Source organism: Methylobacterium sp. WL12 (assembly GCF_008039475.1).
GTDB lineage: Bacteria > Pseudomonadota > Alphaproteobacteria > Rhizobiales > Beijerinckiaceae > Methylobacterium > Methylobacterium cerastii.
Genome location: NZ_VRUW01000082.1, coordinates 1 through 22154, shown reverse-complemented (window position 1 = coordinate 22154; position 22154 = coordinate 1). Strand labels below are relative to the sequence as shown.

Annotated in this window: 19 protein-coding genes and 1 pseudogene; 9 read left to right on the top strand and 11 right to left on the bottom strand. The window is 64.2% G+C overall.

Annotation, left to right across the window (positions count from 1 at the left end):
* On the top strand, nucleotides 1-1250 hold a 1250-nt coding region (locus tag FV226_RS22255; protein WP_147764597.1), incomplete at its 5' end, for an IS66 family transposase.
* A 175-nt stretch (nucleotides 1251-1425) separates the two neighbouring features.
* On the opposite strand, the gene FV226_RS22250 is transcribed toward FV226_RS22255, so the two are convergent.
* The 8 genes and pseudogenes from FV226_RS22250 to FV226_RS22215 all read right to left on the bottom strand — a co-directional run bounded on the left by FV226_RS22250 (nucleotide 1426) and on the right by FV226_RS22215 (nucleotide 7551).
* Complete coding sequence (locus FV226_RS22250) at nucleotides 1426-2559, bottom strand: proton-conducting transporter membrane subunit (protein ID WP_246691690.1); 1134 nt, start codon at nucleotides 2557-2559, stop codon at nucleotides 1426-1428.
* Nucleotides 2556-2972 carry a cation:proton antiporter subunit C gene (locus tag FV226_RS22245; RefSeq protein WP_210246534.1) on the bottom strand — a complete coding sequence of 139 codons (417 nt, stop codon included), beginning with the start codon at nucleotides 2970-2972 and terminating at the stop codon, nucleotides 2556-2558. The genes FV226_RS22250 and FV226_RS22245 overlap by 4 nt, the downstream gene beginning before the upstream one ends.
* Nucleotides 2969-3745 (bottom strand): MnhB domain-containing protein, encoded by a 777-nt coding sequence (locus FV226_RS22240; protein ID WP_147764596.1) that lies wholly within the window; start codon nucleotides 3743-3745, stop codon nucleotides 2969-2971. Before FV226_RS22240 ends, FV226_RS22245 begins: the two co-directional genes overlap by 4 nt.
* Complete coding sequence (locus FV226_RS22235) at nucleotides 3742-3993, bottom strand: DUF4040 domain-containing protein (RefSeq protein ID WP_147764595.1); 252 nt, start codon at nucleotides 3991-3993, stop codon at nucleotides 3742-3744. The genes FV226_RS22240 and FV226_RS22235 overlap by 4 nt, the downstream gene beginning before the upstream one ends.
* Nucleotides 3990-4190, bottom strand: a pseudogene (locus FV226_RS28755) (monovalent cation/H(+) antiporter subunit G); the annotation flags it as partial. The gene FV226_RS22235 and the pseudogene FV226_RS28755, both read right to left, overlap by 4 nt.
* Before the next feature lie 80 nt (nucleotides 4191-4270).
* On the bottom strand, nucleotides 4271-4522 hold the full coding sequence (locus FV226_RS22225) for a monovalent cation/H+ antiporter complex subunit F (protein WP_147764594.1): 252 nt from the start codon (nucleotides 4520-4522) through the stop codon (nucleotides 4271-4273).
* Nucleotides 4519-5013, bottom strand: a complete 495-nt coding sequence (locus FV226_RS22220) for a hypothetical protein (protein ID WP_147764593.1) — start codon at nucleotides 5011-5013, stop codon at nucleotides 4519-4521. The genes FV226_RS22225 and FV226_RS22220 overlap by 4 nt, the downstream gene beginning before the upstream one ends.
* 207 nt (nucleotides 5014-5220) lie before the next feature.
* Nucleotides 5221-7551, bottom strand: a complete 2331-nt coding sequence (locus FV226_RS22215) for an FdhF/YdeP family oxidoreductase (protein WP_246691689.1) — start codon at nucleotides 7549-7551, stop codon at nucleotides 5221-5223.
* A 119-nt stretch (nucleotides 7552-7670) separates the two neighbouring features.
* Here FV226_RS22215 and FV226_RS22210 point away from each other — a divergent pair, with 119 nt between their 5' ends.
* The 6 genes from FV226_RS22210 (at nucleotide 7671) to FV226_RS22180 (ending at nucleotide 11551) form a co-directional block, all read left to right on the top strand.
* On the top strand, nucleotides 7671-7913 hold the full coding sequence (locus FV226_RS22210) for a hypothetical protein (RefSeq protein ID WP_147764591.1): 243 nt from the start codon (nucleotides 7671-7673) through the stop codon (nucleotides 7911-7913).
* Nucleotides 7914-8452: 539 nt separating this feature from the next.
* Nucleotides 8453-9313 carry an SDR family oxidoreductase gene (locus tag FV226_RS22205; RefSeq protein WP_147764600.1) on the top strand — a complete coding sequence of 287 codons (861 nt, stop codon included), beginning with the start codon at nucleotides 8453-8455 and terminating at the stop codon, nucleotides 9311-9313.
* Between the two features lie 557 nt (nucleotides 9314-9870).
* Nucleotides 9871-10056, top strand: a complete 186-nt coding sequence (locus FV226_RS22200; RefSeq protein WP_147764590.1) for a hypothetical protein — start codon at nucleotides 9871-9873, stop codon at nucleotides 10054-10056.
* The gene (locus FV226_RS22195; protein WP_147764589.1) at nucleotides 10056-10274 is read left to right on the top strand and encodes a hypothetical protein; all 219 of its coding nucleotides are present in this window, start codon (nucleotides 10056-10058) and stop codon (nucleotides 10272-10274) included. The genes FV226_RS22200 and FV226_RS22195 overlap by 1 nt, the downstream gene beginning before the upstream one ends.
* 66 nt (nucleotides 10275-10340) lie before the next feature.
* A complete protein-coding gene (locus tag FV226_RS22190; protein WP_210246533.1) occupies nucleotides 10341-10607 on the top strand; it encodes a hypothetical protein in 267 nt (88 codons plus the stop codon).
* 638 nt (nucleotides 10608-11245) lie between these two features.
* Nucleotides 11246-11551 carry a hypothetical protein gene (locus FV226_RS22180; RefSeq protein ID WP_147764587.1) on the top strand — a complete coding sequence of 102 codons (306 nt, stop codon included), beginning with the start codon at nucleotides 11246-11248 and terminating at the stop codon, nucleotides 11549-11551.
* 1340 nt (nucleotides 11552-12891) lie between these two features.
* On the opposite strand, the gene FV226_RS22175 is transcribed toward FV226_RS22180, so the two are convergent.
* Both FV226_RS22175 and FV226_RS28750 read right to left on the bottom strand, forming a co-directional pair.
* Nucleotides 12892-16407, bottom strand: coding sequence for a DEAD/DEAH box helicase (locus tag FV226_RS22175; RefSeq protein ID WP_348644127.1), 3516 nt, complete (start codon nucleotides 16405-16407; stop codon nucleotides 12892-12894).
* Nucleotides 16408-16430: 23 nt separating this feature from the next.
* Entirely contained in the window at nucleotides 16431-16964 is a 534-nt protein-coding gene (locus FV226_RS28750; RefSeq protein ID WP_246691688.1) for an alpha-amylase family glycosyl hydrolase, read from the bottom strand.
* A 231-nt stretch (nucleotides 16965-17195) separates the two neighbouring features.
* On the opposite strand from FV226_RS28750, the gene FV226_RS22165 reads away from it, so the two are divergent.
* Together FV226_RS22165 and FV226_RS22160 are read left to right on the top strand one after the other, a co-directional pair.
* Nucleotides 17196-18314 carry a DUF4272 domain-containing protein gene (locus FV226_RS22165; RefSeq protein WP_246691687.1) on the top strand — a complete coding sequence of 373 codons (1119 nt, stop codon included), beginning with the start codon at nucleotides 17196-17198 and terminating at the stop codon, nucleotides 18312-18314.
* Nucleotides 18315-19271: 957 nt separating this feature from the next.
* Nucleotides 19272-20255: a site-specific integrase gene (locus tag FV226_RS22160; protein ID WP_187278821.1), complete on the top strand. Its 984-nt coding sequence runs from the start codon at nucleotides 19272-19274 to the stop codon at nucleotides 20253-20255.
* Nucleotides 20256-20578: 323 nt separating this feature from the next.
* On the opposite strand, the gene FV226_RS22155 is transcribed toward FV226_RS22160, so the two are convergent.
* Nucleotides 20579-21580: a hypothetical protein gene (locus FV226_RS22155; protein ID WP_147764584.1), complete on the bottom strand. Its 1002-nt coding sequence runs from the start codon at nucleotides 21578-21580 to the stop codon at nucleotides 20579-20581.
* Between the last annotated feature and the right edge of the window lie 574 nt (nucleotides 21581-22154).

Sequence of the window (22154 nt, the reverse complement as noted above, 5' to 3'; positions counted from 1 at the left end):
TGGCGCGCGAGAGCGTGATCCATCCCGGTCCCTGCGCCTGCCCGTCCTGCGGTGGAACCCTGCGTCGGGTCGGCGAGGACGTGACGGAGACCCTCGATTACGTGCCCGGCCGCTTCAAGGTGGTCCGGCACGTGCGCGAGGCGTTCGCGTGCCGAGCCTGCGAAGGCATGGTTCAGGCGCCTGCCCCGCATCATGCGATCACCCGCGGGCGGGCCGGAGCCGGGCTTCTCGCCCATATCGCGGTGGCCAAGTTCGATGACCACCTGCCGCTCTACCGCCAGGCCGAGATCTATGCCCGGGACGGCGTGGATCTGGCCACCTCGACCCTGTCGGGCTGGGTGGGGGCGACGGCCGCCGCCCTCTCGCCGTTGATCGACCTGCTCCGCCAGGACGTGCTGGCGGACTCGGATGTCCTCTACGGCGACGACACCCCCGTCCCGGTGCTGGCACCGGGCCTGGGCCAGACGAAGACCGGGCGGCTCTGGGTCTATGTGCGCGATGAGCGGCCCCATGGCGGCGTACGTCCGCCGGCCGCCGTGTTCCTGGCCTCCCCCGACCGCAGGGGCGAGCGGCCGCTGACGCATCTGGCCGGGTTCCGGGGCGTGCTGCACGCCGACGGCTATGCCGGCTTCAATCGCCTCTACGAGGGCGGCCGCACCGGCGGTGCCCTGATCGAGGCGGCCTGCTGGGCCCACACCCGGCGCAAGTTCTTCGACGTTCACGCCAAATCCGACTCGGCTATCGCCGGGGAGGCGCTGGAGCGCATCGGCGCCCTCTACGCCATCGAACGCGAGATCGCCGGCCAGCCGCCCGATGAGCGACAGCGACGGCGGCAGGATCGATCCCGGCCGCTGGCCGATGCCTTGAGAACCTGGGCCGAGACGATCCTGCCGCAGCTCTCCGGCCCCTCGGATCTAGCCAAGGCGTTCCGCTACATGCTGACCCGCTGGCGCGCGCTGACCCGGGTGTTCGACGACGGCCGGATCGGGCTCGACAACAACCCGGCCGAGCGGGCGCTCCGCGGCGTCGCCGTCGGGCGCAAGAACTACCTGTTCGCCGGCTCGGATCGGGGCGCCGAGCGGGCGGCCGCCTTCTACACGCTGATCGAGACGGCCAAGCTGAACGGCCTCGATACCGAGGCCTACCTGCGGGACGTCCTCACCCGCATCGCCGACCATCCGGCCCGACGCCTGGGCGAACTGCTACCGTGGAACTGGGCCCCACTCACGGACCTCGCTCAGGCCGCCTGACCCGCAAGGCCCATCACCGAGCGCTTACAGTCAGGATAGGTGAAACCGATGGAGTGAATGGTCCGGCACCGGCTCGTGCGATTGCGCTCCGGTGTGCGCTGTCTCCAGGTGCGTGGCGCTTATCTCTCGTGCGAGTTGGCGCTTCATTTGGTCCCGATGCGACGAGGCGAGGTTCTCACCCTACGGTGAGCAACGCGGCGATGATCGCTACCCCGATCGCGAGCCAAGCCACGTAGTCGCCGATCAGGCCGCTGTGCAGCAGCTCGAGGGTGCGGGTCGGCGCCGACTGCGTCGCGCGTCCGAGACCCCGCAGGGCGATCTCGTCGATGCTGGCCCGGGTGGCGAGCAAGATTCCGGCATGCGAGATCGTCGAGAAAGCGAGCATCCGCTTCAGGTGGCGCTGCAGCAGCGCCATCCAGCCGCCGAGGATGGCGGTGACGCTGCCGAGTCCCGTGAGGAGGGCCGGGAGCGCATGCTGGATCTGCTCGGAGCCGGCGAAGACGACGGTGCTGACCTTTGCGAGCCCGACGAGCCCCAGCGACACCATCGCGCCGGAGAAGATCACCGAGACCGGGCTCGGCGCCACCGCGTGGGCGTCCGCGAGCCAGAACTGGAACGGCACGATCGCGCCCTTGATCATCAGTGCCGCCGCGACGAGGCAGAACGCGCCCGCCAGCACCGGGTCCCGGCCGCCCCGTGCCACCGCCGCCGCGATGCCCTCGAAGTCGAGGGTGCCGGTCCGGGCGTAGATCAACCCGATGCCGCCGAGCATCAGGAAGCCGGCGAGGCTGTTGATCACGGTGAAGTCGATCGCGCCCGCGAGGGCGGACTTCTCCAGATGGTAGGCGGTGAGCGCGAAGGCGGCGACGCTCATCACCTCGAACCATACGAACAGGTTGAACATGTCGCGGGTGAAGCAGAACCCGACCATGGCGGCCAGGAACAGCAGCATCAGGATATGGAAGTGTCCGTGCGTCCGGCCGAAGAAGCCCCAGGCGAACACGAAGGTGAGCGCGTAGAGCAGGCCGATGAAGGCCGCGACCCAGGCGCTCGCCGCGTCCACCCCGAAGCCGATCCCGAGGTGGAGACCGTCGCGCGGCTCCCAGCCGCCGAACCAGTAGACCAGGGGCCCGTCCGCGGCCCCTACAGCGATCACGCCGGACAGGATCGCGACAGCGAGCGCGGCGAGCGTCGCCAGGATGTCGGGCAGGCGGCCCGGCAGGAGGTGGGCGGTTGCCAGCATCGCCGCGCAGAAGACCAGCGGGACGGCGACCGGCAGCGGGAGAAGTGCGGCGGAGCCGAGGGTCACGAGGCCGTCCGCTCGCCGTCGCCGCGGTCCGACCCCTCGGTGCGTTCGGAGCTGCCCCCGGCGCGCATCGGGCGGAGCTGCTCCGGGTCGAGGCTGCCGCTGCGCTTGTAGACCTGGATCGTCAGCACCAGGAGAAGGGCGGTCAGGGTCGCGCCGACCACGATGTCGGTCAGCACCAGCGCCTGCATGACCGGGTCGACGGCGGGCGTGCCCGGCGGGTGGTCGTAGAAGATCGGCGCGATGCTTCCCCAGCGGTAGCCGAGGCCCAGAATCAGCACGTAGGTCGCCGACTGGCACACGCCGAGGCAACCGACGAGATGGATGAAGTTCCGGCTCGTGGCGATGCCGTAAAGCCCGGCGCCGAACAGCCACGCGGCGACCGCGTAAGGCAGCATGCCCGAGACCGCGTTCACGCCGATTCCTCCCCCGGCTCGTCGGCCTCGTCCGCCTCGCGGGTCTCCTCCATGAATTCCAGGAAGAGCTGGGTGAAGCCTCCCGCCACCGCCAGGGCGACGCAGAGGTTCTCCACGAGCATCAGGCCGCCCGACATCAGGTCGCGAAAGGTGCCGAACGGCAGGACGTTCTGCATGAAGGCGCCGCCGTCCAGCATCGGCGCCAGCCCGCACAGGGTGAAGAGCAGGGCGCCCCCGCCCTCCAGCCCATCGAGCCAATGGCTGCGCACCGCGTCGCGCCAGCCGGCATAGCCCTCGCCGAGGTAGATCAGCAGCGTACCCGACGCGAGGATCACGCCGCCCTGGAAGCCCCCGCCCGGGGTGACGGTGGCGTGCAGCACCACGTACAGGCCGAACAGCGCGGTGAGCGGGCCCGCGATCCGGCAGACGAGCACCACGGCTTCGGAGCGCGGGATCACCGCCCGCTCGGGCCGACGCAGGGCGCGCTCGGTGCTGCCCTCGCCGCGGCGGCCGCGCAGCAGCACGACCGTTCCGGTGATGGCGGCGAGCAGCATGAACTCCTCGCCGAGGGTGTCGAGGCCGCGCAGGTCGAAGTTGATCGCGCTGACCATGTTGGCCACGTGGCGCGCCTCGGGCACGATCGCGTTGATGCGCTCGCCGTAGGCGGCGATCGTGGCGCCGAAGCGGGGCAATCCGGCGATCACCGCCGCGGCGCCCGGAAGCAGCATCACGCCGGCCAGGGCGAGCAGCGCGACGCGCAGGCGCTGGCTCACGATTCCTCCTCGGGCGGCTGGTTGCGCACCGCCATGAGGGCCACGAGGAAGAGGAGCGGCACCGCCGCCGAGCCGACCGCCAGCTCCGACAGGGCGACATCGGGGGCCTGCAGCGCGGCGAAGAGGATCGTCAGGACGATCCCGTTGGCCGCGATGGCGAAGACCTGCCGGACGGGATCCCGGACGAGCACCACGGCGGTGCCCGAGCAGGCGGTGAGCAGGAACAGCAGGGGCAGGATCACGCTCATGCCGACCGGCCCTCGCGCATCAGCACGGCCCGGCCGGACACGTGCGACAGCACCGCCGCCCAGGCGAGGAAGACGACCATCGTCAGCAGGATCTTGACCGAACGCCCGGAAACGCCGTCGCCCAGGAAGGCCGCTGCCGTGACGAGGACGGAGGTGGTGACGTTCAGGAAGGCGAGGACGTGCAGCCGGTCGAGGGCCCGGGGTAGGCGCTACAAGGCGAAGGCCGCGAACCACGTGACGATGACAGTGAGGCCCAGCAGAAGGCCGATCGCGACGCTCATATCCAGCGCTCCAGGACGACCGCGAAAAGCATCGTGCCCGGCAGGTTCAGCAGCACGAGCGTCAAGGCGAGATCCGTGATCGAGGCTTGGTCGGTGGCGAAGGCCAGCAGGGTCAGGATCAGCACCGTGACGCTGCCGGCGAGTTGGTAGGCGGCGAAGCGCCGGCCGGGGGTGCCGCTCCCCGCCAGCGCGACCGCGAGGGCAAAGGGCGGCAGCAGCGCCAGGATGGCGGCCGTCCAGATCGTCACGGCTTGCCGTCCCCCAGAGCATGCGTGGCCACCGTCCCATGCGCGCGGTCGAGGACGAGGACGAAGCTGTCCGGAGCCAGGGACGCGGCGAGCAGACCGACGGCGCGCGCGGCCGGGGCCGCCGGCCCGCGAGGCGTCACCCAGGCCAGCTCCGCTACGCTCTGCTCGCAGATCCTTCCGCCCGCGCCGTCCGCACGCAGGGCTTCGACCAGGTGGCGACCCGCACGGGCAGTCTGACGAGGAAGATCTTGGATCGCCGCCCCGAGTGGCCGAAACGCCGCCCGGTCGAAGTGGAACCGCACGCCGCCCCGCCGTCCCACGCCCCACCACCAGGCCGTCGCGAGCGTGGCGCAAACGATCGCAGCCACACACTCGTTCACGCTCACCGTACCGGCGAAGACCAAATAGGCGAAGTCGAGGGCGATCCAGATCGCCGCGGCGTTGCGCGTCGATCGCTCCTGATGCTGCCGATCGGTCCTGACCGCATCCATCTCGCCTATATCCATCTTGCCCGCATCGATCCTGAACCGGCCGCCGCGAGAAGCAAGGTCATGCGCCCGACTCGGCCAGACCGTGGCTGCCCCGATGCCGATCCCTGAATGTGCCGACACGGTTTCGTGTAGGAGATCCCGGACTTGCGCGATCTCGCCTGCCTTACTTCCCCTTCGCCCCCGCAGTGGTGCGGGGAGGTGCCGCCCTCACCCCGTGGCGTATTCGAGCTGCGGCTCGAGCACACGTGGGTCGTCGGCTTGCACGGTGACCGGGATGGTCTTCGCCGCTGGGGTCTTGCTGCCGATGGCGTAGTGCCAGATCGGCATCAGCACGTTGCACTCCGGATAGTAGCCGCCGATGCAGCCGATCGGGATATCGTAGGCGACCACGAGCATGCCGGGTAGCCGGCGATCGACGCCGTCGTCGGCGACCGTCTTGAGGGTCACCGCTTGCGCGATCTTGAGCCCGAGCCTGTCGATGTCGGAGCGGTTCATCAACACCACCTTGCGTGTGTTGTTGATGCCCCGGAAGCGGTCGTCGTAGCCGTAGACGGTGGTGTTGAACTGGTCGTTCGATCGCAGCGTCATCAAACGCAGGACGCCGTGACCCACATCCGGCATGTCGGCGTCCTCGTCGAGGCCCGTCGGGGTCACGATGTTCGCCCGGCCCGTGTCCGTGCGCCATTCGCGCTTGTTGGCCGGCAGGTGCCGCTGGAATCCACCCGGCTCCCACATCCGCCGCTCGTAGTCCCAGAACGACTCCGGCAACGTCTCGCTGATCTCCTTCCGGATCTCGGCGTAGTCGTCCTGGTAGTCGGCCCACCGGACCCGTGGGTTGGGCTCGAGCACCCGCTGGGCAAGCTCGCAGATCAGTCGGATCTCGCTGATGAGGTGCGGCGAGGCCGGCCGGCGCAAGCCCCGGTTCCCATGGACGCAGGCCGAGGTGTCCTCCATCGAGAGCACCTGCTGCCCGGCCTTGGTCTCGTCGATCTCCAGCCGGCCGATCACGGGAAGGATGTAGCTGATCTCGCCGGGCAACAGTGCCGAGCGATTCAGCTTGGTGATCACGTTGACGGTCAGCCGGAGCCGGCGCCAGGCCGGCTCCATCTGGCCGTGGTCGGGGATCGCCCGCACGAAGTTGCCACCCAGCATGAAGAAGGCCTGCACCTCGTCCTTGAGGATCGCCTCGCAGGCCTCGACCGTGTTGTAGCCGGCCTCGCGCGGCGGTTCGAAGCCGAACTGCGCGCCCAAACGATCGAGGTCGAAGAGCTCCGGCTTCTCGGTGATCCCGACCGTGCGCTGGCCCTGGACATTGGAATGCCCCCGGATCGGGCAGATCCCGGCTCCTGCGCGGCCGAGATTACCGCGTAGCAACAGGAGGTTGACCAGCATCTGCACGGTCTCGACCCCGGCCCTGTGCTGTGTCAGCCCCATGCCGTAGACGCCGATCACGGCGCGTGACCGGCAATAGACCGTCGCGGTCGCCTCCATGTCGGCCCGGCGCAGCCCCGAGCGGCGCTCCAACTCGTCCCATTCCTGCGCGCGCAGCCAGTCGGCGAAGGTCGAGAAGCCATGCGTATGCTCGGCGATGAAGGCTTCGTCCAGCACGGCCGGGCCGCCGGCAGCCCGCGATGCGTCGTGGGCCTCCAACACGGACTTGCAGATGCCCGCGAGCGCCGCGAGATCGCCGCCAGCCTTCACCTGATGGTACTGCGAGCTGATCCGGGTGTCCTTGCCGGTCAGCATCTCGGTCGGCGATTGCGGGTTCAGGAAGCGCTCCAATCCGCGCTCGCGCAGCGGGTTGTAGGTAATGATCGGGACGCCGCGCCGGCTTGCCTCCTGCAGCGGGTGGAGCATCCGGGGCGCGTTGCTGCCCGGGTTCTGACCGAAGAACAGGATGCAGTCGGCACGGCCGAAATCGCCGAGGTCGACCGTTCCTACGGCTTGGCCGATGCTCGCCGGCAGGGCCACCGAGGTCGTCTCGTGGCACATGTTGGACGAGTCGGGCAGGTTGTTGTTCCCGTAGAGCCGGGCGAAGAGCTGGTAGAGGTAGCTTCCCTCGTTCGACAGCCGCCCGGAGCTGTAGAACACCGTGCCTTTCCGGCGATCCTCGACCGCGCGCAACTCGCGGGCGATCTCGTCGAGCGCATGCCCCCAGGACACGGGCACGTACTTGTCGCTGGCGGCGTCGTAGCGGAGGGGGTGGGTCAGGCGGCCAGGTTGTTCGAGGTGGTAGTCGTCCCAGCCCAACAGCTCGGTGACGGTGTGCTCGGCGAAGAACTTCGGCGTGCAGCTATGCGCGGTGAGTTCCCAGGCCACCGCCTTGACGCCGTTCTCGCAGAACTCGAACGGCAACGGGCTGGCCGGCTTCACCCATGCGCAGCTGGTGCACTGGTATCCGTCCACCTTATTGTGGCGCGTCAGGGCCACCGGGACGCTCGCCAGCACGCCCTCGCGCCTGAGGATGTTGCCCACCGAGAGGGCCGATCCCCAACCGCCGGAGGGCAGGCGGTATGGCTTGAAGGTCGGCTTTTCCAACGGATGCACTCCGGAGTTGGACAATCGAGGAAACACCTGCCGTTCGGCAGCGTTTCCGCCACAACTCATGCACCTTCAGAATTGTTCGCGAGATTTTCCTGTTCTTAACAGAGGTTAGTATGGTCATCGGGCGCGATTACACCTTGGAAAAGCCTTCCCGGCCGTCGGCGCCGAAGTTTTTCCTGGATACGAAGGTCGTTCCACTCGCCGTGAACATGACCGGTGGCATGGAAGTCGCCCTTTCGCGAGCCTCTGCGCGGACGGGTGTCCGGCCGTCGATGATCCTTGCTGGCGCCGGGGGGCTGGCCTGCCTTGCCGTCGCGCTCTTGCTGCGCAGCCGACGTACGGTGGACGAACGTTGATCCGCGATGGGATGGATTGCGGCTTCGAGGTTGCCGATGAGGCCGGCAACCACGTGCTCACCGCCCCATTCAGCGCCACGGTTACGAACGACGACGGCCTGAGTTGACCCTCTCCGATCGTCAGATGCCGGAAGGTTTCCCGATGCGCTCGACGGCCGAGCTCGTTCGGACAGCTTCTCTGCTTCGATCCGATCAGGATCGGGACAGTTTTAGATTACGGCCTCAACCCACGGCCTTTCCATCCTCTCCCGCTACGCTGGCCAGGAACCCCGCACCACATCAGCAAGCTCGGCCATCCTGCAATCGATCTGAAACAATGTCTTGTCAGTCCGGTTGTCCGTTTGAAACGGGTATCGTCATGAGGACACGCCGCTACGCTGCTTTGTCGGAGTATGGACTGAAAAACTACCGACTTAATATTTGTTAATGATTGCGCTGAGATCTCAGCCGGTGACGTGTAGTCGGTTCGACGCAACTGCATGCTGGATCACGTCTTCGTCGTCGAGCAAGGATGCTTCGCCGTGACAGAACTCTCAGACATGAAGGACTTTCCGAAGCCGCCCTTCGAGCATCAGCGCCGACTTACCCCACCCGCGCGCGACGCGGACATGGATCCGCCGCCCGATTACGGTGAGGCGCACTATAAGGGCTGCGGGCGGCTCGCCGGACGCAAGACGATCATCACCGGCGGCGACAGCGGCATCGGTCGGGCGGTGGCGCTGGCCTTCGCTCGCGAAGGCGCCGACGTGCTCGTCAGCTACTACGACGAGCACGAGGATGCCGCCGAGACCTGTCGGTTGGTCGAATCGGCTGGCCGCAGGGCGATCTCGATGCCGGGCGATATCAAGGATGCCACGCATTGCCGGGCGATCGTCGAGCGCGCCGTGACCGAATTCGGGCGGGTGGACGTCCTCGTCAACAACGCCGCCCACCAGAAGACCTTCGCGAACGCCGAAGAGATCAGCGACGAGGAGTGGGAGGTGACCTTCGCCACCAACATCCACGCGATGTTCTACCTGGTGAAGGCTGCGCTGCCGCACATGAAGCCCGGCAGCGCGATCATCAACACCACCTCGGTGAACGCCGACACGCCGAGCCCGCAACTGCTCGCCTACGCCACCACCAAGGGCGCGATCCAGAACTTCACCGGTGGCCTCGCACAGCTGCTGGCCGAGCGCGACATCCGCGTGAACTGCGTCGCGCCCGGTCCGATCTGGACACCGCTGATCCCCTCGACGATGCCGATGGAGAAGGTGCGGAGCTTCGGCAGCCAGGTGCCGATGAAGCGCCCCGGGCAGCCCTGCGAACTCGCCCCCGTCTACGTGATGCTGGCCAGCGCCGAGGCGAGCTACGTTTCCGGCGCAACGGTGGCGGTGACGGGCGGCAAGCCGATTCTTTGATCAATCTCGGACAGGAGCTTGCTCATGGACCAGCCCCACGACGTTTGCCCCTTCGAGCGAACGCCGAAGTATTTGCGAAATCGATGCCTCCGCGGATCGGAAGGGCCAGGATTGCGTCCGAAATTTCGGTGAGCGCGAAGCCTGCGACATCGTCCTTTGGTGGACCTGCAGCGTAGCCTCGACTGGGATCCGAGGCGGCGGATCGAGACTATGCGCTTCGCCGCAACTCATCAGCACCTCTATGCTGGGGCACGGCGCGCGCATTACCTCGGGGCTTCTATCGCGGGCGAGACGCTGACTGAAACCCTCAAGCTGGAACCCGCGCCAGCGTCGAAACCCAAACAGAACCAACGCCAGCCCGCCTGACGAAATGAACGCGCAGGATGACGACAATATTTGTGCGAATATGATAATTCAAAATTCCATTCACAAATATGGCTCGCAGATATAAAATATAGACGCAAAATATCTAAAAACAACACGGCTTCGGCATCTGAAACTACAGGCTTACAGGACGATTATTCAATCGGAACTGCCTAACGAACGAGGATCAGGATATGACCACCAAGCCCCCACCCGTTCCGCCTGCCAACCGATCCGACAAGGGACCTGGCAGCGCCCCCAAGGTCCCGCTCTCCACCGCGCCCAAGGGAGCGGCCCAGTCGCAGAACCCTGACAAGGTCGGGCAAGCCGGAAACGCGAAGGTGAACACGACCAATCAGGGCTACCAGCAGGATCGATGATGAGCACCTCGAAGAAGACGCCCGCGGCTGACCGCCATCACGGCGGCCCCGGCAGCAGCCACCAGGATGCCAGCAAGCCCGAGACCGAAGACCGGCACGGCCCAAATCCGGGCAGCCCGACGAACGACTCCAAGTCCCATGTCTCCGGCGGCGGCGGCGAACCAGACCAGCATCACGCTCACGATGCCCCAGGCAAGGGCGCGGCCCGCTCGCACTGACGGGCAGGGGCCGTCGAGCAAAACCACGGATGTTGGAACCTTTTCGACTGACAAGGGTGACGATGCATGGCGAAGGCGAACAAGCATACCATGGGCCCCGGCGCGCAAGGCAAGAACACCGGCACCGGCGCGATGACCGACCTTCCGGAGGGCGTCCTGCCAGAGAACATGGTTCTCAGTAACCGCGACAAGTCCCGCCACAGCGATGCGCGCGGTCTGGACAGCAAGAACGTCCGGAGCGAGCAGTATCACGACCATGCCAGCAATCGGCTGACCACGGATGCTACGACTGACGAAGATGACCGTCCTCGCGATCTCCCAGGGGCGATTTAAGGTTAAGCCCGCCTTCGGTCTGCTATCGAACCGAAACGACAGGTGGTGAGCGCGACTCTAGAGAGACATCGCTATTCCGTTGGAAGTATTTTTATAAATTGAATGCCTTCTACACTCATATCTATGGATATAGAGACGCAGTCCTTGAAAAGATTAGTGTTGGCTCTGCTCCCGATCGGCATTTCCACCGGGGCTCTCACATAGGAGCTCACGCCGGCCGATAACGTCCCCGCTACGCCGCGGACCACCGGAACGATGATCGCCGTGCAACCCAACACAACGGGCAACGATCGCGACCTGGTGATCAGCCGCGGCGCAACGAAAGCCGAGGCCACCACAATGGACTCGGCGGCTGGGGGTAACGCACGGCTACCCGAGCGGGCCGTGCCAAACGGCAGCGCGGGTGGCGGGTCGAGCAGCGGCGGCGGTGGCTAGGATTGCCACCCGGCATAGTCTCGCAACAAACCGCATCGGAACGGGTGTTCCACTCCAGTCGCGCAAATGACGACGGAGGGAGCGCCCGCACCAACGTATCTCGGTCCTTCAGTCCCGCTTGTTACGAGAACTCATCTCTTGCGCTCTGCCCAGAACTATATGCGCTCTGCCCAGAACTATATGCGCCGGGAAGGGCTGCGTCGATGAACAAGAGCCGGCATGAAAGTGACCGGAGGGTTCGGCGCAGACGATTTGAACAAGCCATGCCGCACTCCTCCGAGGATCCCCCGCCCCCCGGCAACTTGCACGTCGACCCGCCACAATCGTTCGACCGGGTGACGACCGCGATGTTGATGGCCGACATCAACAGTGGCGGCACGGGTCACGAGTTCGCGGCCTCCGATTCCGGCCTTTTGCAGCTCGGCACCGACGACGAAGCTGCTGACACCACCCCATCCCAAGGGCGCATTGCGACGGCCTGCGCTGCGGAAGCCGCTCGGGCGGTGTGAAGCTTACGCGCACGATCTCACACGAGCGGCGGCTTGAGCAGGCAGTGGGGCTGCTGCAGCAGTTCCTCAAGGAGATTGCTGGGCTCAGACCAGAGCGACTCAATCCTGCTTCCGTTACTGCCAAGCCTTCGTTTCGACCCAAACACGAGCGCTGGATTTATTCACGCCTTCTGGACTATTTACGCTGGCATCATGGTGTGCGAACCGAGGCAAGACAGCTGGTGCATGCCCAATGTCGACAACCTTCTGAGCAAACTACGCATTACTCGCTTGGAAGCCGATCCGGCGCCGGTGCCCAGCGCAGATGAACCAGGCGGTTGTCACGGCATACGCTACTAACGACTGCACGGTTCATCGAAGATCTAATTTTCCGCCTACGCACCCGCCCCTGACGGGCTTGCTGGACGATTAGGTTCGCATACCGCACAGGGGCGCGAGTTCTCGTGCATCTTCGACCACACCGCTGCATTCGCAGCAGTCGGCGACGCGTTCGTCACACACGATGGCCTTCGCAGGCACTCACCTCACAGCGAAAAACCAACGCCGTCGGAGTGCCACCGTGAGGCGCTTCGGCGCGGCGCAGGCGCGGCGAACACCGAGGGCCGAACTCTCGCCGCAGTTGCATCTTTTGACAAATTGCCGGCACCTGCGTGCGGGCTCCACCCCTCTACCAAGTCATCGCCCGACATGCTTCGAACGGGTGATCTACGCCGCAGGAGCACTCGCCATTATCTCTTTGAGCACCGCCATCGATCTATACACGACCGCCCGCGACACTGCCCCGTTGCGCGCGGCGACCGCATCGGCTAGGAAATCCGCACGGTCAGCACCCGTAGCTCAGCTGGATAGAGCGTTGCCCTCCGAAGGTGGAGGACCCGGCGCTCCCGCATGCTAAGTGCCTCCAATCCCTACAACAACTTAGCAGTCGAGCGTGCGCACACACAGCGCTGGGAAGCCCGTCGCGGCGTAAAAGGGCCACAACGCGGCGCGGAAGATGCCTTCGATATACGTTTCGGCGACGGCACTCGGTCGGCTGGCATCATTTGAGCGGAAGCCAAGCGGCACGTTTCATAGTGCGCGGGCGGTAGGCGAGATTAGCGAGATCGGCTCCGCACAGAATTACATCTCCAATCATCTGTAAGCTCGAATTCGGGTTGTGACCCGCCTTCAAAAATTCCTTGACGCCAGCAGAAATCTTTCACCCATCCAATAACACGATGTCCTAGAGAAATTTCGCCTCCGCGTAGGGGGTGCCTTTTGTGCCCGCGAATTTTTAGTTCAGACCCTTGGCGAACGCAGAAATTCCGCCTGATTGTCTCATCTGCATTGCATTGCTCTATTTAATAATCAGCCGACAGTAACAGTTCGAGATCGGCCTGCGTCATCGCGAGAGTTGGTGAGCCATCAGGATCAAAAAGCGATTGAGCCAACGCGCTTTTGCGCTCTTTTAGGATCTCCATCTTCTCCTCGATCGTCCCGCTAGCCACGAGCTTGTGCACGAACACAGGCTTGGTCTGACCGATCCGGTAGGCTCGATCGACGGCCTGATCCTCCACTGCGGGGTTCCACCAGGGATCGTAGAGAATCACTGTGTCGGCGGCGATCAGGTTCAGCCCCGTCCCTCCGGCCTTCAAGCTGACCAGGAAAACGCTGGCATCCCCATCCTCGAACTGCCGGATCGCTCCCTCTCGGTCACGAGTGGCCCCAGTCAAGAGCGCATAGGCGATGGCTCGCGTCGTGAGCCGCTCCTGAATTAGGCGCAGCATCGAGGTGAATTGCGAGAAGACGAGGATGCGGCGCCCTTCCGCGAGCAGCTCGACCACCATTTCTTCCAGCCGATCGAGCTTGGCCGAGCCGGCATCGCTCGAACGGATCGTCGGCTTGCGGGCCATTGTCCGGCGCGTCGGGTGGGCCTTGTCCTCGCTGCCCGTCGATTGCTTCAGAAGTCGCGGGTCGCAGCAGGCTTGGCGCAGCTTCAGCAGAGCGTCGAGGATGATGATCCGGCTGCGGGCAAAACCCCGCTCTGCAATCGCTGCGCTTACGCGGGCGTGCATCGAGAGGCGGATCCCCTCGTAGACGTCGCGCTGCGAACCCTGGAGATCGATGCGCTCGACGATCTCGGTTTTCGGCGGCAACTCGCGGGCGACCTCCGTCTTGGTCCGGCGCAACAGGAACGGCTTTACGCGACGGGCCAACAGTCGGCTGCGCTCACGGTCGCCCTGCTTCTCAATTGGTCCACGCCAGAGCTTCGCGAAGCTCTTGCGGTCACCGAGCAGGCCGGGACAGGCGAAAGCGAAGAGTGACCACAACTCGTTGAGATTGTTCTCCAGCGGAGTTCCAGTCAGACAGATACGGTGGTGCGCCTCGATCCCAAGCAGCAGCTTCGTCGTCGCAGCATCAGGGTTCTTGATCGTCTGCGCTTCGTCGAGAAGCAGCAGCGGCCAAGTTCGTGCTGCCAGCACGGCGTGGTCGCGGGCGATCAACGGATAGGTCGTCAGCACGAGATCACTGTCGGGGATCGCGCCGAACCGATCCGCGCGATCATGGCCGTGGAGTGTGAGAACGCGCAGATCAGGCGCGAAGCGCTCTGCCTCTCGGCGCCAATTCGCCATCAGGCTAGTCGGGGCGACCACAAGGGCTGGACCGTCGAGCCGACCCTGCGCCTTGTCGATGGCTAGCAGAGCAAGAGCCTGCACCGTTTTGCCGAGACCCATGTCATCCGCGAGCACGCCACCGAAACCGACGTCGCGCAGAAAGGCGAGCCACGATACGCCCTCGTGCTGGTATGGTCGCAGCGTGGCGCGAAAATTCGGCGGAAGGACGGCTGACGGTATCCCGCCAGCTGCTCCAAGTCGTCTCCCCATCTCGCGCACGCGCTCGCCGCCGCGCCAGATCGTATCGGGCATTGCCGCCTCGAAAGCTGCGAGACCAGCTGCATCGGCACGGCTGAGGCGTAGACGGCCCTCTCTCGACCCATTGCCAAAGGCAAGATCGCGCATCGCGGCCACAATCGTTTTAAGCCGCGCCGCCGAAAAGGCGAGAACGCGCCCATCGTTTAACGGCAAATAGGAAGCCTCGTCGTCTTCCGCCGCGGTTTCCAACAAATCAAGATCGAAGCCTGGTGCGGCGATCATGGTGACGATTGGATCAATCAAGTCGATCCGCTCGCCATCGACGATCACGCCGAGGTGGAGTTCGAGCCAATCGATGCCCGACCCCTCGTGGACCTCCGCCTCGAAGCTGTCGCCGACACGTAGCAGCCGCCCCGGGAAGTTGTCGGAGACTTCGATCTCCCAACCATCCGCCCGAAGCTGGGGCAGGATGTGGAACTGAGCGTCGAGCCAAGCGAGCTCGTCTCCTTCGGGCACGAAGTCATGCGCATGCGTGGCCGGAACCCGAGCGCGACGCTCGGACAACGGGACGAAATCGTTGGCCAGCAGGCTCGAGATTGCACGGCGCTCCGCCTCCGCATCACGATGAACCTCGATCAAGCATCCGTCCGTCAGCCGCGTCACCACGGGCGCGGCATCGCCGAGAAGAATGTTGACGGATCCGTATCGGAAGGAGAGGCGGCCTAGTCCGACTCGCTCTGGAGCAGGCGGCGTGTCGTAGCCGTAGTAGCCGTATTGCAAGGCTGACTCGGGTGGTAGATCAGCGGCAAACAAGCTCAAGACCGGGATCGGTGTGACGCCTGCCAAACGTTCCCGCTTTCGCTCCGGAACCGCCAAAGCGGCTAGACCAGGTGCACGCTTTGTCAAAGCGGCATTGAACGCTTTCACTGCTGCGCCGGGCACTTTCGGAGCAGCCAGCAGTGTTGCTGCGATACGCGGCGGATAGCTCGTATCGATGACTCCGATGAGACCCTGCTCGGGGTCGACATAGACCGGCGGTGTAGCGCTGAGAGGGACGCCTTGGCCGTCAAGTTCGAGCCCCGGCACCAGCCCAGCCTCGCCTGCCGTTTGCCAGACGATCCGGCCAGATTGCGGTGGGCCCACTGAAAGGACTGGCCCGTCTAGGCCGAGCCAGCGTGCTCGCCCGGTGGCAATAACTTCGGTGAGGATTGCGGCACCGCCGTCACTCGCGAGGCTGATGGAAGCCCCACCCCCGTAATCGCGTCTGAGTAGCGCCACCGCGCGAAGGATCTTGAGATCCGAGGGCCTTAAAAACTTGGCGGGGGTCCCAGAAAGGGCGGCGCTGGCCTCATAGGGGCGGTTGTTCGCCGAGAAACGTCCGTCCTTGAGCAGGCGCGCAGAGATGGGTTGGACGCCGAGCCGTGGAACACCTTCGCCGAGCGGAATCGGGCTAAGAACATAGACGAGACGTTGCGCGATGTTGCTCGGATAGCTTTCCTCGGCCATGGCTTGAGCCCGGTCGAGATCCTCGAGCCACGCAGCCAAGCCCGGCACGGTGTCCACGTCATGGGCAGACGATGCCACGGAACGCTGTGCGGGCGGATAGAGGAGCCGGGCAAGGCGGTCCTCCGCCGACGGACGAGTGTGCCGGTTTGCCGACTGGAGCCCAAAGAGGAGCACAGCCGCAACATGCTTGCAGTTGAAGCCGACGGGACAGCTGCATTCTCCAGCGATGCCTACACCACCGCGAATCCCCTCAACTTCGATCGTCTGCTCGTAGGGCCGACGGGCAGTGCCGAGAACCTGCCCGAACACGACCCCATCATCCTGGTCGAAGGCGACAACCCGACCGTCACGCACATACTGCCGAGCAGCCTCGAAGGCTTTCCGTCCAACTTCGGTGAGGATGTCTTTCTCGCTGTAGCGCTCCATAAGATCGTCTGCGGTGCCTTCTTTAATGCTGAGGGTGACGTCATTCGATTGGAGCGGGAGGGCCTTTGTCAATCAGTGCCACGCCGGTCGGGTTCTTAGAATCGACAGTCGGGTTTCCCGCTAGAATCTGTTCCCACAAAACTGCTGCGCTCAGCCGCCCTGTGATCCAGGGCTTCCCTGAGGAGCGGTTGAATCAGCTTCGGCATGACGAAGAAAATGTAGTCGGCCACGGCAGACTCTTCGTGATTGAGTGTCACGAGCTGCCGGTGTCCCTCGAAGCAGGCATCTTCCGGCTCTGCATCCGGGCGGGCGCCGTCGGGCCAGGACAGCTTAAACCATCCAGCGAGTGGGGCCTGCGACCCCTGCTCCAGGACCTCGACGAAGACGGGATGGTCGCGTCCAACATGGTTGAAGACGTCGTCGAGGAGCACGCGCAGACCCCGCTCATGAGCCGCCTGGATCAGGGCGACGAAATCCGCATCGTCGCAGAGCCGCGGATCGACTCGGAAGTGATCGATCGTGTCGTAGCCATGGGTCGATGCGGCGAAGACGGCTTCGAGCGCCAGCCCTGTTGCGCCAAGTTCGAGGGCGTAGTCGAGCCATGCATGCAGCTGCTCCAGAGGATCCACGACGGGTGCACTCTCTACGAGCTCGCGCTCGGTCCCGACGAAGCCGAGCAGGAGGATTTGCCACCAGATCGTGTGTTCCAGGCAGTTGGGACGGCAGCACCTTGTTCCAGGAGTTGGGAAGGAACCCAGCTCGTGAATCTCTGGTGGCGGGCGACGGATCGCCAGCGGGGATCGCGATCCGATTGATCCCGCCTTACAGTTGCGCCGGGAACGGTCCGCCCGCCATGCCGCATGGGCGTCGATTACCGCGAAGGACCGGACATGGGCTTGCTGAAACGGCTGTTCGGACGTGGCGCGCCCGCGGCCGCGCCGAGTGAAATTCTGCTGGTCAACGCCTACGCCACGCTGCGCGAGCTGCCGCCGCTTCCGTTTCCGCATACGATGCTGGGGCGGCGCGACCTGACTGATCCGGAGCTTCCGACGCACCTGGACGGCTTCGTCGGTTACGTTATGGGGCGGGGCGACGGCCAGATGACCGCCGTCCGTTACCATCTCTGGCGCCACCTTCAGCGGGTCCGCAACCACGCCAGCTTCGAGGTCTCGTCTATCGAACTGCCTCGGCTGGAGGCCTGGGCCCTGGACGCCAACGCCGTCCTGTTCCTGCCCGATGGTTCAGTTCGGTCGCCCGACATGGCGACCCTCATGTCGTCCGCGGGCGAGTCCGACCCTTCGGCGGTCCTCCCACATCCCGCGGACGCCTTAGCACGTCGCGCCCGTTCGCTTGAACGTCTGAAGAGCCTGAACCCCCGCCCGCTCGCTGGCATGCCGCCGTCGATCGGCGAGGCGGAACTCGTGCTACGGCCGCCAGCGGAGGTCCTTCGACGAGCGCTGGCTCTTTTTCACCTCGCCGCCTGGGCGGAAGCGCACGCCTCGGGCACCGACCCGATCCCAGGCGGACGGCCCGACCTTAATCCAATCGGCTACGAGGCGCTGTCACCGCGGGAGTGCGAGAGGATTGCGGATGGCTGCACGTTCGAGGAGGCGAACGCCCTGACGTGGCGCTACGAGGCCGCGAATGCCCTGGCTTGGTCTCTCGGCCTGAAGGGAGGTCGGATCGAGGAGAGCGACACCCAGATCAACGTCAACGCCCTATGGCGGTCGCTTGCGCCCCTGGCCGTGGCCGGCGGGATCGCCTCGACTCCCGATCTGCGGTCGGCTGGCGAGATCCTTGACGCCCTGGACCGCACGTGGCGGGAACACTGGGTCGTCCGCCAGGCGCGAGAGAAGGAGCTGCCGCTCGAGGGGGTCGACGGGGACGTCGTCGCCGAACGACACGTCGCCCTCAACTGGCTCACGGGCTTCCAGAATGCCCCCAACGCTGCATGGGATGACATCGACACGCCGACGTGACCGAACGCGCGAGGTGATCACAGTCAGGTTGCTGACCCCGTTGAGCGGAACGATCCGCTTGCGTTCGGTTCAAGGGGATGTCGATCGCCAACAAGCCGTGAGAGGTGAAGTGCTACTACGCGGAGCGGGTCAGCTACTATGCGGACGTGACGGTCCACACGGACTTCTACTGGCTGGAGTGAGGCCAGGCCAGAATGCGGATCAGGCCTAGACTAGGCCTGGATCAGACCTAGTGCACTGACACCGACTAACGAACCAAACCGATCATCGCTAACACGCTGCCAGAGCGAAGAAATTTTAGACCTGACGTGCACCTTTCGAGTGCGTCAGTGCACTAGGAGAACACCGGCCACGGATGTCCCCTCGTGTCCCCCAGATGTCCCCTGGATGTCACCCGAAACCTCAATGCGAACAATCCGGCAGGGAGACATTCGGAGCGAACTTGTCCCCTGGATGTCACCCAGATGTCCCCTCAATGTCCCCTCGAACAAGCCAATGCGAACGAATTTGCGAAATATGTCCCCTCAAGGAGACATCGCCCCGGCTGATCGAAAAGATCCCCGAGAGACCTGAAGCGATACAGAGCCTATGGCGATCAGATCATAGAGATCGCATGAGAGCGTCATAGAGAGCGACGAGCGAGCGAAAGCGTCAGAGAGACGTCGCACACAGAGGATCGCACTGTGCGATCAACGTCAGGTGACGGATGAGAGATCCATCATACATCTGCGCGCCTGATATGCGTGTCGGATCATGAAAGATGAGATTGCTTGTTGTATGGGAAAATCACGCCGTAAATTTGCTAGTGCTACTTACTTCGTCCAGCTCCGCGCGGACACCCTTGTCGTTTTGCTTCGTCTGAAGACGTCGATCGACATGATGGTTGTCAGGGAAAGTCCTTGATAGCCCTGACACGGCGTCCTTGAATGCAGCGCTCACACGAAAGGCGTAGCTGCGATGGCGACGATCAGGAAACTTCGAGGGCGCTGGCAAGCCGCTGTCCGCCGCAAGGGGATGCAGCCGCGCTCGAAGTCCTTCGACGCAAAGAGCGACGCAGAGCGTTGGGCTCGCAGCTTGGAAGCTGAGCTCGACCGTAATGGTGCGCTCCCCGACATGCGACCAGCTGAGAGCATGACTCTCGCTGAGCTCCTGACGCGCTACCGGGACGAGGTCTCGCCCACAAAGCGCAGCGCCATCACGGAAATTGCTCGGATCAACGCAATCCTCCGTCGCCCGATCTGCTTTCGGACGATGACCATGCTCTCGACGGCAGATCTCGCTGCCTACCGCGACGAGCGCCTCAAAATGGTGGCAGCCGCGACCGTGATCCGGGAGCTGAACACGATTTCGCATGCGATCGACACCGCTCGCCGCGAGTGGAACATCCACATCGCACAGAACCCATGCAAACTCGTGCGGCGCCCGTCACCGCCGAAGGGGCGCACCCGTCGCCTCGAAGGAAACGAAGAGGAGCTTCTGCTCATCGCCGCAGACAGAGGGCGCACTCCCTACCTTCGCCCACTGATCGTGCTGGCTATTGAGACCGGCATGCGCCGCGGCGAGCTGCTGGCCCTCCGCTGGGAGCATGTCGATCTCGATCGGCGTGTTGCGCACCTTCCGATGACGAAGAACGGAACGAGCCGGGACGTGCCACTCTCTACCCGCGCGGTAGATACGCTCAGGAAGCTCAGGACGGGCGAGGGCGCTACGGTGTTCACAGCTGCCCCGAACACTGTCAGGCTCGCCTGGGAGCGCCTGACGCGACGTGTGGGGCTATCTGATCTACACCTGCATGATCTCCGACACGAGGCGGTGTCCCGTCTATTCGAGAAGGGGTTCAACGTCGTCGAGGTCGCGTCGATCTCGGGGCACCGGGAATTGCGCATGCTCCAGCGCTACACGCACCTGAGGGCTGCCGATCTCGCAGCGCGTCTTGGATGAGACGAGGTCGCTCTTACGCCACAGCATGGAAGTCCTAGAAAGACCGGAGCAGCGTGTAGGGAGTGCCTGACGGGCTCACAAGAAGCCGGAGTCTGTCCTAGGCAGCCGCAGACCAAATTAAAACGACAGGATAATCATCATCGACCGGTCCTCTAATTGAGTGGAACCCAAGCGAGATCCGGGCGTCCCGTAACGTTTTCCATTGTTTTGGCTTCATTTTTGAGAGGCCTAAATTATAGAGCGCGTTACGGTGTGAGACGGAAACCCTCCGGATGAGGCCGAAGGGCTTCCGAGCCTCACAGAAGCTGCGATCCCCCGGTCGCTTATGCAGCCTTGACCTGGGTAATTGCGTCCGGATTAGCAGACGCCGCTGCCAAGCGCGTCTTCTCGCGGAAGCGACGTGCGCGATCCTTTCCGGACCGCCTGCGGTGATCAAGCACAGGGTTCGTCGAGCCATACTGGGCGACTACATCCTCGAGGAGACGTTCGGTGACTGGCTGACACTGCGCAACGAGTGGGCACCGATTGCACCGCTCTGCCGCGGCATCCAGAGGAGCCGGTAAACCGAAACACGACGGGATGAGCTGCTCGCTTGGGAGGACATTGATCGCCGCCGCAGTTCCCAAGCCGGCAGACCTCTCACGAGCGGTCGCGACGACCTCCGCTCCGTAAAAAGCGGCGGCCTTATCGACCGACAGGACCCGTGCATTGTCGATGGCCATACCGATCGCGATGGACCCGTTAGTCCGCTTCCGAGCCGCACGAGCAATATGTTCCTGATGGGCGATCTGGTCCGGCAGAGCGTGATCGTTTTCCATGCGATAGTGTGAGAAATCGGAGAACCAGTAGGCGCCGGTAAGTTCCTCCTCCATCCGCTTTTCAATAGCCACTACGCAGTCCACCCGACGCATCTGCCCGGCCCTCAACAGGCGCTGCTGCTTAGCCCGACGAAGCGCGGTCTCCATCGCGGTCGAGATGTAGAGCTTATAAGGAACGCCCAGTAAGTCAGCGTGCGCACGAGCGTTCCAGAACTCGCTAAACTCCTTGCGGCTATGAAAGAGCCCACCAGCAGCAGTGGCGCGCTTCTTGCCCGCCGCAACAGCGTCAAAGTTCTGTGCCCACTTATGGCGATATAACTGGATATACTCTTCGACAAACAATTCCGTGGCCTGAACCGGCGAGAGAAACCGATAGTCAAACCACTTAAAGTCCGCAAGAACGCGTTCTGCAGCCCAGCACTGGGGCGACATATGTGAGGCTGCTTCGAGGATAAAGTCTGCGCGCTGTTCGAGCATGACTGGATCGAGCTGGTCGAAAATACGCATGGGGGTGCTTCCAGACGAATGGGTCATCTGTGGGTTCCTTCTTAGGGATATGAGAGCGCGGCGCCGTGCTGAACTCGTTATAGCGATTAGCGAGCGGCGTTTCGCAGAAGGGCGGTCGATTTTTTTCGACGCCGGGTCTCAAACCCGTCAGGAAGCTCGCTGGCGGACGTTCGAGTGGTTGGGTTGATCGGTCTGCTGCTTCAGTTGCCGACGCTGCGGGCGTCAATTTCCGTGCTGTCTACAGGGGCACGAACGCCAAGGTCGTCGTGGCTCGGACGATCCCCGCGGTGCCGTTTTATTACGCCACCGCGCTGCGGTTAATCTCTTCGATCACTTCGACCAGCCCCGTCGTTCTAACGTCGTCGAAGACCTGCTCCGGCCATTTGGGCGCATCCTGTTAATGGGATTTTGTATAGCAGTCCTAGCACTACTTTGGCAGATTTCATTCAAGGTGGTTGATCGAGCGCAGCATCACAGTGCGGGCATCGGCGGGGTGGCGGTCGGCTGAGGTGGTCCAGGATGGCCTGCCGGATCGCCGGCATCGAGGGTTGGGGCGGTGGGCAGGCGATTCTTT

Coding starts and splice junctions, on each gene's coding strand:
- FV226_RS22155 (WP_147764584.1), bottom strand. CDS start 21,580: ATGCGTATTTTCGACCAGCTCGATCCAGTCATGCTCGAACAGCGCGCA.
- FV226_RS22210 (WP_147764591.1), top strand. CDS start 7,671: ATGGTCATCGGGCGCGATTACACCTTGGAAAAGCCTTCCCGGCCGTCG.
- FV226_RS22220 (WP_147764593.1), bottom strand. CDS start 5,013: ATGGATGCGGTCAGGACCGATCGGCAGCATCAGGAGCGATCGACGCGC.
- FV226_RS22165 (WP_246691687.1), top strand. CDS start 17,196: ATGGGCGTCGATTACCGCGAAGGACCGGACATGGGCTTGCTGAAACGG.
- FV226_RS22200 (WP_147764590.1), top strand. CDS start 9,871: ATGACCACCAAGCCCCCACCCGTTCCGCCTGCCAACCGATCCGACAAG.
- FV226_RS22180 (WP_147764587.1), top strand. CDS start 11,246: ATGAACAAGAGCCGGCATGAAAGTGACCGGAGGGTTCGGCGCAGACGA.
- FV226_RS22160 (WP_187278821.1), top strand. CDS start 19,272: ATGGCGACGATCAGGAAACTTCGAGGGCGCTGGCAAGCCGCTGTCCGC.
- FV226_RS22235 (WP_147764595.1), bottom strand. CDS start 3,993: ATGAGCGTGATCCTGCCCCTGCTGTTCCTGCTCACCGCCTGCTCGGGC.
- FV226_RS22190 (WP_210246533.1), top strand. CDS start 10,341: ATGGCGAAGGCGAACAAGCATACCATGGGCCCCGGCGCGCAAGGCAAG.
- FV226_RS22205 (WP_147764600.1), top strand. CDS start 8,453: ATGAAGGACTTTCCGAAGCCGCCCTTCGAGCATCAGCGCCGACTTACC.
- FV226_RS22195 (WP_147764589.1), top strand. CDS start 10,056: ATGAGCACCTCGAAGAAGACGCCCGCGGCTGACCGCCATCACGGCGGC.